Source organism: uncultured Eubacterium sp. (genome assembly GCF_934295145.1).
In the GTDB taxonomy this organism is placed as follows: domain Bacteria; phylum Bacillota; class Clostridia; order Lachnospirales; family Lachnospiraceae; genus Eubacterium_I.
Window position 1 is genome coordinate 57,133 of the sequence record NZ_CAKRAS010000001.1, and the last position, 16,557, is coordinate 73,689.

Genomic DNA, 16,557 nt, shown 5'->3' on the forward strand with positions numbered 1-16,557 from the left:
TATCACTCCTGTTTCTTTTTATAAATATTTTTGAAAAATTAACGTTTTTGGTTCAAAAATCCTGATGAAAAGAGGGACTTCTGAAAGCATAAATACACTATAATACTCGAAAAATGAAAAGTCAATAGAAAATTAGCACTCTTTGAAAATGAGTGCTAACAGAGCCCGCTAGCGGGCGATACTTCTTGAACTCGTTTCAAGAAGGGATAAACAAAATGAGCCAGAAAAGTAAATTCGTTTGCGGGCGATACTTCTTGAACTTGCTTGCGGTTTTTGTAAAAAGACGGTATACTCACTACGGGATAAATATAAAAAAAGGGGTGAACAGACATAGCAGGAGAGAGAAATTATCATTTTGACAATATAAAGGCTTTGTTGATTTTTCTGGTAGTATTCGGGCACATGATCAGTACCTTTGCAGATACACCGGAAGTGGATGTTATTTATAAGATCATATTCAGTTTTCATATGCCGGCTTTTATTTTTGTATCCGGTTATTTTGCGAAAGTAGATCCAAAGAAAATTTTATCCAGGATTTTTCCACTGTACATTGTATTTCAGCTGCTTCGTTTTTTGCTGGATTTCATATTGGACAGTATCATGTGGGGACATCCGGTGAAAATCGACATGCAGTTTTTTACACCACGCTGGACGCTGTGGTATTTGATGGCAATGATTATTTACCAGCTTTTGCTGCCGGTATTTGACACGAAAAACAAGCGGCACCGGGTGGCTTATCTGCTTTTATCAATGGTGCGTGGCATTGTGATCGGTTACAATCCGGATACGGAAAACTTTATGGCAATGTCCAGAATTATGAACTTTTTACCGTTTTTTCTTGCCGGATATTATGAAAAAGATGGCGGATTTTTTCTTCATTATGGGAAACAGAGAAATCCGAAAGAGGCAAAAATTGCAACAGCGTTTCTTGCAGTTGGAATTATTGCAGGGTTTATTTTGATCAGCAGAGTGAGTACAAGAAAGTTATTCTGGGGAACAGAAAGCTTTGATGGCGGTGTATATACCTGGTATACACGAATTCTGGCATGGATTATCGCCTTTTTGTGGATCTGGATTCTGATTGTATGGGTGCCGACGAAACGGATTCCGGTGATAGAGACGATTGGAAAAAATACGCTGAGTGTTTATCTGTTACATACGGTCGTAATTTTGATTCTGATGTATACGCCGTTTAATGACTGGATATTTAATAAGATTGGCTGGCAGCTGCTGATTTCAGTGGGACTGACACTGGGACTTTCCTGGAATGGATTTGAACGGTTGCTGCGAAAAATTGCGATTCCGTATTATGGGAATCGGAAGAAGTAAGTTAGGAGCACGAATATGCAATATCGATATGACAAAGAAAAAAATCCAGTTTCCATGCTTGCCTTTGGATGCATGCGTTTTACAAAAGAAAACGGAAAGATCAATCTGGAAAAGGCAGAAGCTGAGATTCTGGAGGCCATGAAGCTCGGGGTCAACTATTTTGATACTGCTTACATTTACAGTGGCAGCGAAGAAGCCATGGGAAAGATTTTTGAAAAAAATCACTGCAGGGAACAGATTTACATTGCAGATAAACTGCCGCATTATCTGATCAAGTCCGCAGCAGGTCTGGAAAAGACGTTTCAGGAGCAGCTGCGCAGATTACGGACGAATTACATTGATTTTTACCTGATGCACATGTTGACCAATCTGGAAACATGGGAAAAATTAAAAGGCCTTGGCATTGAGGACTGGATCGCAAAGAAAAAAGCTTCCGGGGAAATTCACCGAATTGGTTTTTCCTATCATGGAAATACCAAAGATTTCTGTGAACTGGTGGATGCCTACGACTGGGATTTTTGTATGATCCAATACAATTATCTGGATGAAAACAGTCAGGCGGGACGAAAAGGATTACAGTATGCCACGGCAAAGGGGCTTCCGGTGATGATTATGGAACCGCTGCGGGGCGGCAAGCTGGTGAATTTGCTGCCAGAAGAAGCAAAACAGAAGGTAGCAGCGCATCCATCCGGACGCAGTGCAGCAGAATGGGCATTTCGCTGGCTCTGGAATCAGCCGGAAGTCACAACGGTGCTATCCGGCATGAATTCCATTGAGATGGTGCGGGAAAATTGCCGGATCGCATCGGAGACGAAAGCGGGAGCCTTTACAGAGGAAGAGACAGCGTTTGTCAATGAATTAAAGGATGCGATTAATCATAGCATGAAAGTAGGCTGTACCGGCTGCGGTTATTGTATGCCATGTCCGAAAAATGTGGATATCCCGGGCACGTTCAGTTTTTATAATCTGATCTACAGTGAAAATAAAAAGACGGCCCGAAAGGGATATATGCAGTGTACAATTTTTCGGCAGACGCCGACCAGCGCTTCCCAGTGTATTGGTTGTGGCAAATGTGAGCAGCACTGCCCGCAGGGGATTCCTATCCGCAAAGAGTTGAAAAATGCGTCAAAAGAACTGGAAAATGTGACGTATAAGCTGGCGGGGAAGGCAATACGGCTGTTGAAGTTGTGGTAATTAAACAAGAAAAAATTGTCCATATCAGAAGATACGGGCAGTTATTCTGCAGTGACAGATTGACGCACCTAATTTTGAATGATACTATAACAACATCAAATGAAAGATACTGTTTGTCTATATAAGTAGTGGACAAGAAGATGGAGTATTTGCAGATGAATTGTACATTTATGCATCAGAATCTGCCAGTGGCAGAACTGGAATTAGATGATGCCAGCGGATTTATCAGAAAAATAAATAAGGTATATCAACCGGAGCATTTACCAGTGGGAGTTTCTGTGAAAAAAGGTGTAGTGGATCGAGCGGCATTTAACCATTGGTGGGCAGACCGTTCGATTCCGGCGAGTCGATCAGGTGTCAGGGAAGCGTTGGAAACATTGGAGCTTGCAGATACCAAAATGCTTCTGGTGCGGTGTTTTGGATTGAGTTTGTCTGATCAGTATTGGATAAAACCGGAAAATACAATGCTGACATGGGAACAGGTAAACTTTTTTGACAATGATTTTTCGGATGATATGGGTGATGTATTGTTTGGAAGTCCGAAAAAGGAACCGGATTTTGATTTCAGTTCTCCAGATAATACATCCGATGGCTGCTTAAAAAAGCGTTGGAAGATTATCAATGGAAAGCGCTGCCTGATAAAAGGCGGAAGCAATCCGTTCCGACAGCAGCCATTTAATGAGGTGATTGCGTCTGAAGTGATGCAGAGACTTGGGGTAAATCATATTCCATACGAGGTAATCTGGAGTGAAGGTGTTCCGTATAGTATCTGCGAGGAGTTTATCACAAAAGATACAGAGCTTGTCAGTGCATGGCGTCTGATGCAGACACAGAAAAAAGACAACAGTACATCGGTGTATCAGCATTTTGTAAATTGCTGTGAAGGTACAGGGATTGATGTGGTATCTGATTTGGATCACATGATTGTTGTCGATTATCTGATTGCAAATGAAGACCGTCATTTGAATAATTTTGGGCTGATTCGAAATGCAAAAACGTTGGAGTGGATTGGCAGCGCACCGATTTTTGACAGTGGTTCTTCTCTTGGATATGACAAGATGGCAGGAGAAATCCGTGCAGAGCGCGGTATTGTCTGCAAACCGTTTAAACGACATCATGAGGAACAGCTAAAGCTGGTAACCTCATATGATTGGATCCCATTTGAAAACCTGATGGATGTGAAAGAAATGATATGTGAAGTTTTATCAGATGAACAGGCGCAGGAATTTATGGATGAACGACGTATAATGGCGATTGCTGATTCGGTGGAGAATCGTATTCAAAAACTGAAGGAAGTGGCTGCTGATGTTTCCGGAAAAACAGTAAATATAAATACACAGAATTCTACACAGGATGATGTGGAAAAGAATATAGCAGAAGATTATACAGGAAAGAATAAAAAAGCATAACATAATGTCATATAGAAAATGTCCGTGTCAAAAGATGCGGATATTTTTTTGTATTCTGTTTTGAAATTCATTGACTGCCAGTCAATGAAACGATATAATAAGTACAGTAAAGCAATCACAAGCGAGGAAATCACTATGAACAACCGCCAACTGGCAGCTTTGGAAACAAAACAAAAACTGATGAAGGCAGCGCAAAAACTAATCTGTGAAAAAGGATTAACTGACACTTCGGTGGAACAGATCACAGAAACTGCCGGTGTTTCCAAGGGTACTTTTTATACGTATTTTAAGAAAAAAGAAGATGTTGTATTAGCGCTTAGTCGAGGCATGTTCGGGGAAATTTTGGAACAGGCAAAGTCATTGGAGGGTACATTTCTGGAAAAACTGGAATTTTACATGGTGAATTTTTCCGGTTATATCGAGCAGGGAAGCGTGCAGATGGCGCAGGAATGGGTGAAAAATGTGGTAAATCCCAATCTGGTGACCGATTCTTTTGACAAAAATAAGCTGCATGCGGATCTGAAAGACATGCAGGAATTATTTCTCTATGGCATAGAACATGGATTGCTGAAAAAAGATTTTTCGGTGGAAGATTTTTCTAAAATGCTGGTGGATGCTCTGTATGGTGAAATGCTTTGCTGGTGTATGAGCGACGGTGCGTACAGTTTTCGGGAACGCACCCAGGAATACTGCAAAAATTATCTGATAAAATTGTTACAACCATATCTGATATAAATGATGTTTGAAGTTCATGCAAAAAATGGTGTTTGCTGTATGATTTATAGCTAGGCAGATATGTTTGTTATAGATGAAAGAGAAGCTTTGTGTATAAAAGAAGGATTGTAGGAGGAAACGAGAACATGAGTTATTTAGGTGAAGACATTCGAAAACTTGGATTTGGCCTGATGCGTCTGCCACAGACCGACGGTGTCATTGATGTGGAGCAGACCAAAGAGATGGTAGACCTGTTTATGGATGCAGGATTTACTTATTTTGATACCGCATGGGCGTATGCTGGTTCCGAGGATGCAATTCGTCAGGCTTTGGTAGAGCGCTATCCGCGTGAAAGCTACCAGCTTGCGACAAAAAATGCGGCATGGATCAACTGCAAGACAAAAGAAGAAGCATATGCACAGTTTGACACCTCTTTAAAACAGACTGGTGCAGGCTATTTTGATTTTTATCTGCTGCACAATCTGGGTGAGGCAAGAACCGAATATTTTGACAAATTTGATATGTGGAACTGGGTAGCAGAGAAAAAGGCAGCAGGCCTGATCAAACACGTAGGATTTTCCTTCCATTCCACACCGGAAGAACTGGAAGCAATTTTAAAAGAACATCCTGAAATGGAATTTGTACAGCTTCAGATTAATTATGCAGACTGGGAGAACCCGGCCATTCAGTCAAGAGGCTGCAATGAAGTAGCAAGAAAATATGGCAAACCGGTCATCATCATGGAGCCTGTAAAAGGCGGCATGCTGGCAACTCCGCCGGAATCCGTAGTAAAAGTATTAAAAGATGCAGAGCCGGAGTCATCCGTTGCATCCTGGGCTGTTCGTTTTGCAGCAAACCTGGAAGGCGTAATCACCGTATTATCCGGTATGAGCAACGTAGAGCAGATGCAAGATAACCTGTCCTACATGAAAGATTTTAAAGGACTGAATGATGCACAGATGCAGACGTTAAAACAGGCACAGGAAGAACTGAACAAGATTCCGCTGATTCCGTGTACAACCTGTAACTACTGTGCAAAAGTCTGTCCGATGCAGATTGGTATTTCCGGTTCCTTCACGGCAATGAATTATCTGACATTGTACGGCGATAAAGACATGGCGTTACATCAGGAAAACTGGCTGGTAGGTGGTCACGGACTGAAACGTGCAAACGAGTGCGTAAAATGTGGAAAATGCGAGGAAGCATGTCCACAGCATATTCAGATTCGTGCAGAACTGGAGCGCGTAAGCGAAAATCTGCTGAAATAATTAAATAATAAATATAATTTTATGAAGGCGCACCCGGTGATTTTGTCTTGTCTGCTAATAATCGCATGCCAAGAAAAAATCACCAGGCGCGCCATTTACGTACTTGAACGCAGAATAAGCATTCTCCCGTTTCAAGTGTGTAGAGCACTAAGCGGTAGGCAGTAAGGGGCTATATCACTGTGTAAATAGAAATCGAGAAATCCTTCTGCGACAAGCGATTCAGTAAGCGACTGAGTTTCACAAGGTTTTGCGCGAACGGGAACCGACCAGCTTTTATCGAAGGTGGGAGTGAGCGCGATGAAACCGCAGTGAAATGAGGGGAGCGAACGGCTAGCGGTCGTAGAAGGATTTCTCGATTTCATTTCAAATATTAAATTTTAGCCACAAAAGAAATTTTTCTAAGCGTTCAATTTTTTCAAGTTTTTCTGTGCCGTAGACAGCATCAGTTTAATACGGTTCAACTGATTTACCTCACTGGCACCCGGATCAAAGTCGATAGCCACGATATTGGACATCGGATACTGATGTCGCAGCTCTTTGATAACACCCTTACCTACGATATGGTTCGGCAGGCAGGCAAACGGCTGACAGCATACAATGTTGTTGACACCAGAGTTGATCAGCTCCACCATCTCACCGGTCAGGAACCATCCCTCACCGGTCTGGTTACCGTGAGATACGATGGATTCTGCATTTTTTGCAGTTTCGTAAATATTTGCCGGCGGTGTGAAATGCTTACTTTCTTCCAGTGCTTTATGCGCAACTCCACGCAGTTTTTCAATCGCCCAGATACCAAGATTTGATTTTGTCTTAGTGGATTTCTTAAATCCAAGGACGTCTGTCTTGAAGTTGTTATTGTAGAAGCAGTAGAGGAAGAAGTCCAGCAGATCCGGGATGACTGCCTCAGCACCTTCGGACTCCAGCAGATCAGCAAGGTAGTTATTTGCCATCGGCATGAATTTAACCAGAATCTCTCCTACGATACCTACCTTCGGTTTCTGAATATCAAGTCTTGGAAGTACATCAAAATCATGCACCATCTCACGACAGTACTGTTTATACTTTTTATGACTGACGAGCTTATCAGTAGATACAAAGTCTGTAATTTTCTGTACCCATTTCTTGTGCAGTTCATTTGTGGAACCCGGAACTGCTTCATACGGTCTGGTAGCGTAAATACAGCGCATCAGGATATCACCGAATACGAGACAATACATACCTTTCTGGATCAGAGAAGCATTCAGTTTGAATCCTGGGTTGGATTCCAGACTGCTTAAGTTCAGTGAAATAACCGGAATCTGCGGATATCCTGCTTTTTCCAGTGCACGACGGATGAATCCGACATAGTTGGATGCACGGCAGCCACCACCGGTCTGTGACATGATGATGGCCAGATGGTCTACATCATATTTGCCGGAAGTTACCGCATCCATGAACATACCAACGGTGATCAGGGACGGATAGCAGGCGTCGTTGTTTACATATTTTAATCCTGCATCGACAGCAGCTTTGTTGTCATTTCCGAGAACGACCAGATTATAGCCGGAAGCCTTAAATGCAGGCTCTAACAGCTCAAAATGGATCGGGGCCATCTGCGGAGCCAGGATCGTATACGTCTTTCTCATTTCCTCTGTAAAGACGGCACGCTGATAGCTGGATGGAACAATCTTACGCTCTTTCGGATTTTTCTCTCTGGTGCGGATGGCAGCGATGAGAGAACGGATACGGATACGAGCAGCACCAAGGTTATTTACCTCATCGATCTTCAGGCAGGTGTAAATTTTGCCGGAATGAGTCAGAATATCGCTGACCTGATCGGTGGTAACAGCATCCAGTCCACAGCCAAAGGAGTTCAGCTGAATCATATCCAAAAAGTCAGTTGTCTTTACATAGTTTGCAGCTGCATACAGTCTGGAGTGGTACATCCATTGGTCAAGTACGATCAGCGGGCGCTCTACCTGATGCAGATGAGAGATGGAATCCTCGGTCAGAACTGCAAATCCATAGGATGTGATCAGTTCCGGAATACCGTGGTTGATCTCCGGGTCAATATGATATGGACGGCCGGCAAGGACGATACCACGGCGGTTGTTATCTTTTAACCACTGAATTGTTTCTTCGCCTTTTTTGCGCATATCATTGCGGGCATTGGCAAGTTCCTGCCATGCAGCGTGTACGGCAGCTTTTACTTCAGAAGCCGGAATATCAAAATCTTCTTTCATGACTTCTTCGAGACGCTTTGTTAAAGTTTCTTCATCTGCGAAGGACATAAATGGGTTGTAGAATTTTACTTTTCCGGATGTAATGTCATCTACGTTGTTTTTGATATTTTCTGCATAAGAAGTAACAATCGGGCAGTTGTAGTTATTGCCTGCATCCGGGAACTCTTTACGTTCATACGGAATACATGGGTAAAAGATGGAGTTGATGCCTTCTTTGATCAGCCATGTAATATGTCCGTGCGCAAGTTTTGCCGGATAACACTCAGACTCACTCGGGATGGATTCGATACCAAGCTCGTAAATCTTTCTGGTGGAAGCCGGAGAAAGTACGAGACGGAATTTCAGTGCCTTGAAAAATGTTGCCCAGAACGGATAGTTTTCGTAAATGTTCAGGACTCTTGGCATACCGAGCGTTCCGCGGGTTGCTTCTTCCTCACTCAGAGGTTCATAGTCAAAGATACGATGCAGCTTATATTCAAACAGGTTTGGAATCTGTTCTTTATTTTTCTCTTTGCCAATACCTTTCTCACATCTGTTTCCGGTAATGTACTGACGGTTTCCGGAGAATTTATTGATGGTCAGCAGGCAGTTATTGGTACATCCACCACAGCGGGCCAGTTTTGTCTCAAATTTCAGATCGTTGATCTGCTCGATGGAGAGCATAGTTGTCTCTTTGCCTTCATAACGGTCACGGGCAATCAGTGCAGCACCGAAAGCACCCATAATACCGGCGATGTCCGGACGGATTGCTTTGCATCCGGAAATGGTCTCAAAGCTTCGCAGGACAGCATCGTTGTAGAACGTACCACCCTGAACAACAATGTTCTGACCAAGTTCTGTCGGATCGGACAGCTTGATTACTTTAAATAATGCATTTTTGATAACAGAGTAAGCCAGACCTGCGGAAATATCAGCAACAGATGCGCCTTCTTTCTGCGCCTGTTTTACTTTGGAGTTCATAAATACGGTACAACGTGTTCCAAGGTCGATCGGATTTTTTGCAAATAATGCTTCTTTTGCGAAATCCTGTACAGAATAGTTCAGAGATTTTGCAAAAGTCTCAATAAAGGAACCACATCCGGAGGAACATGCTTCATTTAATTGAACGCTGTCAACGGTGTTATTTTTAATTTTGATACATTTCATATCCTGACCACCGATGTCAAGGATACAGTCAACTTTCGGGTCAAAGAAGGCTGCAGCGGTGTAGTGCGCAACAGTCTCTACTTCACCTTCATCCAGCATCAGGGCTGCTTTTACCAGAGCCTCGCCATAACCGGTAGAGCAGGAAGATACGATGTGAGCATCGGCCGGAAGCTGTTCGTAGATCTCTTTGATGGCAATAATGGAAGTAGCCAGTGGACTTCCGTTGTTGCTGCTGTAGAAGGAGTAGAGTAACGTACCATCTTCTGCAACCAGAGCGACTTTTGTTGTAGTGGAACCGGCATCGATACCGAGGTAGCAGTTGCCACTGTATGTAGAAATATCACCTTTTTTTACACATGCGCCATTGTGGCGAGCAGTAAATTCATCGTAAGCGGCCTGATCTGCAAACAGCGGATCCATACGTTCTACTTCAAATTCCATGTGGATCTCACCCTTTAATTTGCCAAGAAGATCTTCTAAAGATACCTGGTTTTCTTCCTTGTAATTTAAAGCAGAACCGATAGCTGCAAAAAGGTGGGAGTTTTCCGGAACAATGGTATGCTCCTCATCCAGTTTCAATGTGCGGATAAATGCTTCTTTCAGTTCGGATAAGAAATGAAGTGGACCGCCAAGGAAAGCTACATGACCACGGATCGGTTTACCACAGGCAAGACCACTGATGGTCTGGTTTACAACTGCCTGGAAAATAGAAGCAGACAGGTCTTCACGGGTTGCACCTTCGTTGATCAACGGCTGGATATCTGTTTTTGCAAATACACCGCAGCGGGCAGCAATCGGGTAGATTGCTTTATAATTTTTCGCATATTCGTTCAGACCGCTGGCATCTGTCTGGATCAGGGAAGCCATCTGGTCAATAAAGGAACCGGTACCACCGGCACAGATACCGTTCATTCGCTGCTCGACATTGCCGCCTTCAAAATAAATGATTTTGGCATCCTCACCACCAAGCTCGATAGCTACGTCTGTCTGTGGAGCTGCGTCCTGCAGAGCGGTAGATACAGCGATGACCTCCTGTACGAAAGGTACACCGAGGTGTTTTGCCAGTGTCAGACCACCGGAACCGGTAATCATAGGACTAAGCTGGATCTGTCCAAGTTTTTCATATGCTTTATGAAGCAGATCAGTAAGCGTTTCGCGGATATTTGCGAAATGACGCTCATAATCGGAAAAAACTAACGTATTCTGATCATCCAAAATTGCAATCTTTACCGTAGTTGATCCGATATCAATTCCAAGTTTGTGTAATTTAAAATTATCCATTTTACCACCTATATATGTTGATTGATTGTCTGAAATCGTTGATTTTCAGTAAAAACGGATTTCAGAAGTTTCATATTATATGTATAACGCCTGCCTAATTACAAGCGAAATTCATTATACGACAGGAAATAGCAAAATACAATCTTTTTATAATATTTTAACAAATGGAGAAGGATTCCTATTTAAAGTCCGAAACCAATAAAATAAGCGTTGCGATTTTAAGAAAAACGCATATCCTAAAAGAAAAAGGAAATCGTTATGAATCCTTATTTTGAATCCGAATGTGGAGAATCTCGTATGATGCACAGCTGTCCGGGGCTGATTCATGTGGTAAAAGAGGGGGATACTTTATATAAAATTTCGCAGTATCATCATGTGAGTGTGACAGATATATTACTGGCAAACCCGTATGTGAACGTATATAATCTGCAGATCGGAGACGAATTGTGCATTCCGGTTGGAAAAAAGATCATGCAGGCTGAATCATAAGTAGTAGATATGCATGGTAGCAAGGTGTTCGATTTACCGGTCAGAGTGTGACGATATCTGTATTGTCTGTATGTTTCAAGAAGAAACAATGGGATGACGAAAATGGCTGTGGCAAGTGGATCGGACACCAAAATTTCAAAGTTTGCCAAGTTGACAAAGTGATAGCCGCTCTATATAATCATAAGATAGCCATCTTTTTCTCGCAAATATTTGTATGGAACGCTTGCGAAAGGCAAATGAATCAGCGGGAAAAGTGCTAAAAATAAAACGAAAGTAGGAAACAGAATGCATTTTTTGAATAAAATGGAACGCAAGTTTGGCAGATTTGCCATTCAGGGACTGATGAAATACATCATTCTTTTCTATGTGGCAGGATATCTGATTGAATTTCTGGCCCCGCAGGCATACAGCTTCCTGACATTGGAGCCGTTTTTGATCTTCCATTATGGACAGGTCTGGAGACTGGTGTCATGGGTACTGATTCCACCACCAACCGGCAACTTTATTTTTGCCATTATTATGATTATACTGTATTATCAGCTTGGTACCGCACTGGAGCGTACCTGGGGAGCTTTCCGATTTAATTTATATATTTTCGGCGGTATGATTTTTACCGTGATTGGCGCATTGTTCCTGTTTGTGATCTACGGCGTGAATACACCGATTTCCATGGGATCCAGCTTCAGCACCTATTACATTAACATGACAATTTTCCTCGCATTTGCGATGTGTTACCCGGACATGCGGATCATGCTTTATTTTATCATTCCGATTAAAATGAAGTGGATGGCAGGCATTTATGCGGCACTGATTATTTATGAAATGATCATCTCCAGCTGGGGAGGCAGAGTGGCCATTATTGCCTCTGTCCTGAATTTCCTGATTTTCTTCTTTATGACACGCAATTACCGCAGTGTTTCACCAAAGGAAATCCACAGGAAACGAACGTATCACCGTCAGGTGCAGCAACCGAAAGGTGTCACACGCCACAAATGTGCGATTTGTGGACGGACAGAACTGGATGATCCGAATCTGGAGTTCCGTTTCTGTTCCAAATGCAATGGAAATTATGAATATTGTCAGGATCATCTGTTTACCCATGAACATGTAAAATAACAGGATTTCTGTTAATTAAAGTTAAAGGTTAAAATGTTGAATGTGATCATATTTTAGCTTTAATGGCACTTTTATGGGAACTATAACAGCAAGATCCTTACTTAAAATACAGGAGAGAGAGGTTTGATTATGGAAAATGAAACAATTTCCAGAAATTTTATTGAGCAGATTATTGACAAGGATATAGAGGAGGGCAGATGTGAGACTGTATGTACCCGTTTTCCACCGGAACCGAACGGATATCTTCACATTGGACATGCAAAATCCATTCTTTTAAATTATGGACTTGCTCAGGAATATCATGGAAAATTCAACATGCGTTTTGATGATACCAATCCGACAAAAGAAAAAGTTGAATTTGTTGAGTCTATCAAGGCAGATATTGAGTGGCTTGGTGCAGACTGGGAGGACAGACTGTTCTTCGCATCCGATTATTTTGAACAGATGTATGAAGCGGCTGTAAAACTCATCAAAAAAGGAAAAGCTTTCGTCTGCGATCTGTCTGCAGAGGAAATCCGTGAATACCGCGGAACACTGACAGAGCCGGGGAAAAACAGCCCATATCGTGACAGAAGCGTAGAAGAAAACCTGGAATTATTTGAAAATATGAAAAATGGCATGTATCAGGATGGCGAGAAAGTTCTGCGTGCAAAAATCGACATGGCTTCCCCGAACATCAACATGCGTGACCCGGTCATCTATCGTGTGGCTCATATGACACATCATCGTACCGGCGATAAATGGTGCATCTACCCGATGTATGATTTTGCGCATCCGATCGAAGATGCGATCGAAGGTGTTACTCATTCTATCTGTACGCTGGAATTTGAGGATCACCGTCCTCTGTATGACTGGGTAGTAAGAGAACTTGAGTATCCGCATCCACCAAAACAGATCGAGTTTGCAAAACTGTATCTGACTAATGTGGTAACCGGAAAACGTTACATCAAGAAATTGGTAGAAGACGGCATTGTAGACGGATGGGATGATCCGCGTCTGGTTTCTATTGCAGCACTGAGAAGAAGAGGCTTTACACCGTCCTCCATCAAAAAATTCGTAGAGCTGTGTGGTATTTCCAAGAGCAACAGTTCCGTGGATTATGCAATGCTTGAGTATTGTATCCGTGAAGATCTGAAATTAAAAGCATCCCGTGCCATGGCAGTACTGGATCCAATCAAACTGGTGATTGATAACTATCCGGAAGGAGAGACCGAGGAACTGGAAGTAGACAACAACATGGAAAACCCGGAACTTGGCAAACGTGTGGTTCCGTTTGGACGTGAGGTTTATATCGAGCGTGAGGATTTCATGGAAGAGCCTCCGAAAAAATACCGTCGTCTGTTCCCAGGCAATGAAGTACGTCTGATGAACGCATATTTTGTAACCTGTACCGGATTTGAGAAAGACGAAGATGGAAAAGTGACCGTAGTACATTGTACTTATGATCCGGAGAGCCGCGGAGGAAATAGCCCGGATGGAAGAAAAGTACGTGGAACGATCCACTGGGTATCCGCAGCAGATGCAGTAAAAGCACAGGTTCGTCTGTATGAGAATATCATCGACGAGGAGAAAGGTGTATACAATGAGGACGGAAGTCTGAACCTGAACCCGAATTCTCTTACTGTACTGGAAAACTGCTATGTGGAGCCATCCTTACTGAAAGCAGAAAAATATGACAGCTTCCAGTTTGTAAGAAATGGTTTCTTCTGCGTAGATGCAAAAGATTCCACACCGGAGCATCCGGTATTCAACCGTATCGTATCCTTAAAGAGCTCATACAAACTGCCGACACAGGCTTAGGAGAAAATGAAAGAATTAGCGATCACGCTTGATACAGAAAAAAAACAACCTTTATATGAACAAATTTACGAAGCCCTGCGGGAAGCAATCTTGCAGGGCCGTATTTTACAGGGGGAAAAACTGCCTTCTACCCGGTTTGAGGCGGATTATCTGCAGGTGAGCCGCAGTACAGTGGAGCTTGCCTATGATCAGCTGGTTTCTGAGGGCTATATACATGCAGAACCATATCGCGGTTATTTTGCCTGCGATGTACGGGAACTGTATGATCTGACGGATATTCGAACTGGTGATGCAAAGACATTTGCAATGGAAGAAGCAGAGACTGTTCATTCGGATTGGAAAAAAAGTGATGTCCTGCGGAAAGCGGAAAAGACTTCTTATCAGATTGATTTTTCGTTAAATGAACTTTCCATGGAAAACTTTCCATATAGCGGTCTTAGTAAAATCATGAAAAATCTGTTGTTGGATCAGGGGGAACAGATTATGAGCAGTGGAAGTGCTTTTGGAGAAAATAATCTGAAAGAAACAATCTGTGACTATCTGTATCATGCACGAAATGTACGGTGTACCCCGGAGCAGATCATTATCGGTGCCGGAAATGAATATTTGCAGCTGATGTTGATCCAGATGCTGGGAGTGTCGCATTGTGTGGCCATGGAGTCGCCGACTTATCTGCGTGCTTACCGCACCTTTAAAAATGCAGGGCTTTCTGTGCGGGAAGTGGCATTGGATGAGTCAGGAATGCGTGTGGATCTTTTAAGAAAAACAAAGGCCAGCATCGCTTATGTAATGCCATCCCATCAGTTCCCATTGGGAATTGTTATGCCGATGAAACGCAGACTGGAGCTGTTAAACTGGGCGGTGGAAGAACCGGAACGCTATATTATCGAAGATGATTACGACAGTGAGTTTCGATATAAGGGAAAACCGATTCCGGCTTTGCAGGGAATTGACCGTTCCGGCCGTGTGATTTACCTTGGTACGTTTTCGAAAAGCATTGCTTCGTCAATCCGTGTCAGCTACATGGTGCTTCCGGAACAATTGCTGGAACGTTATCGGGTGTGTTGCGGATTTTATGCATGCACTGTGCCAAATCTGATGCAGCAGGCCATTTGCCAGTTTATGAAAGAAGGATATTTTGAAAAAAATCTGAATCGTATGCGGGCAATTTATAAGAGTAAGCATGACTTTATGCTTGCAGAATTGAAAAAATATTCCTGGGTGCGGGATATTATGGGAGAAAACTCCGGCCTGCATCTTCTGGTAGAGGTAGATACAAAACTTTCCGAACAGCAAGTGATCGAAGCATGCGCAAAACAGCAGATTCGTGTGTATGGACTGTCAGAGTATTATATCAGTCAGAATCCAAAGCGCGAATATCCGATTTTGCTTCTGGGGTATGGTGGACTGACAGAGGAACAGATTGCGGATGGATTACATATGATCGATGCAATTTTAGCGGAAATGGTATGTCAGACTTTGTGAAAATACTGACTGTGAGTTGGAGTAAAAAATGAATAAGTAAAGGAAAAGCAGTTCTTATGTGGAATGATATAGGAGCTGTTTTTTTTGCGCTTAAATTGAGAAAATTAAAAAACTGCTCATAGTACATAAAGAATACAAATTGATTTTATATAATGAAAACAAGAAAGGAAGGTATGAAACAAATTTTGTCGGCAAATTTGGGGGTGAGACGTTATGATGCGAAACATACGGATAGAAGTACAGAAAATTTTGCATCTGCCATACTTACTGTTAGGGGTGGTAGGAATCATTGCTTTGTGCCTGACTGCAACGGGAGACATGAACGCTGGCGGCAGTCAGATATCTATTTTTTCACTGATGATAAGGCCAGAAGTTACTAACACTCCGCATACTGCATTTGAATTGTGGCGGGCAGGTATCGGAGGCTGGCTGCTTGTATTTGCACCAATGCTTCTGACAGTGGGATATATGATCTCATTGTCCGGGGAGAGGCAGAATGGTCAGATCCGATTTGCACTGATGCGATCCGGAAAATTGCGATATTGCATTTCCAAGGTTTGCGGTGGAGCGTTGGCAGGTGGAATTATTTTCCTGATCGGTTATGCGGTGTTCGGGTTACTTATGGTGATTCGTTTCCCGGCGTTAAGTACACTGCCAGTGGAAGAACAGGAAATGTATCTGATGGGAAGTTCACTTGTGGCGGAAGTTGTGAAACGCTTGATCGGTGCATTCCTTTATGGAATAACGGGCAGCCTGTTTGGAATTGGTGTGGCAATTGTATTCCGGGACAAGTATATGCTGATCTGTCTGCCGTTTATGATCAATTATATTTATCAGCAGGTGCTTGGAAAAATGTCGACAGATTGTGTGCTGGCGGAAAAATATGAAAAAGCTACATGGATCGATGCTATGAGACCGGAGTCGATTATGAATATATCGGGAAGTGTAACCTGGCTGATTCCATTTGTGGTGATGTTGGTAATTTATATATTATTGATCGGTGTGTTTTATCTCAGTATGAAGTTAAGCACAGTTCAGTGATGGTATATTTGTAAAAATACAATGTGATTTGAGGTGAATTTATTTTGGGTATAAATAGTTTCA

At 42.6% G+C, this 16,557-nt stretch carries 11 protein-coding genes; 10 read left to right on the top strand and 1 reads right to left on the bottom strand.

Features of this window, described 5'->3' with window-relative positions; all coding sequences use genetic code 11:
* Positions 1-330 precede the first annotated feature (330 nt).
* From Q0I54_RS00235 to Q0I54_RS00255, 5 genes are all read left to right on the top strand, one after another.
* Positions 331-1,329 (top strand): acyltransferase family protein, encoded by a 999-nt coding sequence (locus Q0I54_RS00235; protein ID WP_367270759.1) that lies wholly within the window; start codon positions 331-333, stop codon positions 1,327-1,329.
* A gap of 15 nt (positions 1,330-1,344) precedes the next feature.
* The gene (locus Q0I54_RS00240; protein WP_296115487.1) at positions 1,345-2,523 is read left to right on the top strand and encodes an aldo/keto reductase; all 1,179 of its coding nucleotides are present in this window, start codon (positions 1,345-1,347) and stop codon (positions 2,521-2,523) included.
* Between the two features lie 155 nt (positions 2,524-2,678).
* Positions 2,679-3,932, top strand: a complete 1,254-nt coding sequence (locus tag Q0I54_RS00245; RefSeq protein WP_296115490.1) for a HipA domain-containing protein — start codon at positions 2,679-2,681, stop codon at positions 3,930-3,932.
* A 135-nt stretch (positions 3,933-4,067) separates the two neighbouring features.
* A complete protein-coding gene (locus tag Q0I54_RS00250) occupies positions 4,068-4,667 on the top strand; it encodes a TetR/AcrR family transcriptional regulator (RefSeq protein ID WP_296115492.1) in 600 nt (199 codons plus the stop codon).
* Positions 4,668-4,792: 125 nt separating this feature from the next.
* Positions 4,793-5,914, top strand: a complete 1,122-nt coding sequence (locus tag Q0I54_RS00255; protein WP_296115494.1) for an aldo/keto reductase — start codon at positions 4,793-4,795, stop codon at positions 5,912-5,914.
* 398 nt (positions 5,915-6,312) lie between these two features.
* Here the strand turns inward: Q0I54_RS00255 and Q0I54_RS00260 are convergent, their stop codons facing one another.
* Positions 6,313-10,563 carry a 2-hydroxyacyl-CoA dehydratase gene (locus Q0I54_RS00260; protein WP_296115495.1) on the bottom strand — a complete coding sequence of 1,417 codons (4,251 nt, stop codon included), beginning with the start codon at positions 10,561-10,563 and terminating at the stop codon, positions 6,313-6,315.
* Positions 10,564-10,821: 258 nt separating this feature from the next.
* Between Q0I54_RS00260 and Q0I54_RS00265 the strand changes: the two genes are divergently transcribed.
* The 5 genes from Q0I54_RS00265 to Q0I54_RS00285 all read left to right on the top strand — a co-directional run bounded on the left by Q0I54_RS00265 (position 10,822) and on the right by Q0I54_RS00285 (position 16,494).
* A complete protein-coding gene (locus Q0I54_RS00265; protein WP_296115496.1) occupies positions 10,822-11,052 on the top strand; it encodes a LysM domain-containing protein in 231 nt (76 codons plus the stop codon).
* A 303-nt stretch (positions 11,053-11,355) separates the two neighbouring features.
* Complete coding sequence (locus Q0I54_RS00270; RefSeq protein WP_367270760.1) at positions 11,356-12,168, top strand: hypothetical protein; 813 nt, start codon at positions 11,356-11,358, stop codon at positions 12,166-12,168.
* Positions 12,169-12,297: 129 nt separating this feature from the next.
* The gene (locus Q0I54_RS00275) at positions 12,298-13,968 is read left to right on the top strand and encodes a glutamine--tRNA ligase/YqeY domain fusion protein (protein WP_296115499.1); all 1,671 of its coding nucleotides are present in this window, start codon (positions 12,298-12,300) and stop codon (positions 13,966-13,968) included.
* 6 nt (positions 13,969-13,974) lie between these two features.
* Positions 13,975-15,453 carry a PLP-dependent aminotransferase family protein gene (locus Q0I54_RS00280; protein WP_296115501.1) on the top strand — a complete coding sequence of 493 codons (1,479 nt, stop codon included), beginning with the start codon at positions 13,975-13,977 and terminating at the stop codon, positions 15,451-15,453.
* Positions 15,454-15,666: 213 nt separating this feature from the next.
* Positions 15,667-16,494, top strand: a complete 828-nt coding sequence (locus tag Q0I54_RS00285; RefSeq protein ID WP_296115502.1) for a hypothetical protein — start codon at positions 15,667-15,669, stop codon at positions 16,492-16,494.
* Positions 16,495-16,557: the final 63 nt, after the last annotated feature.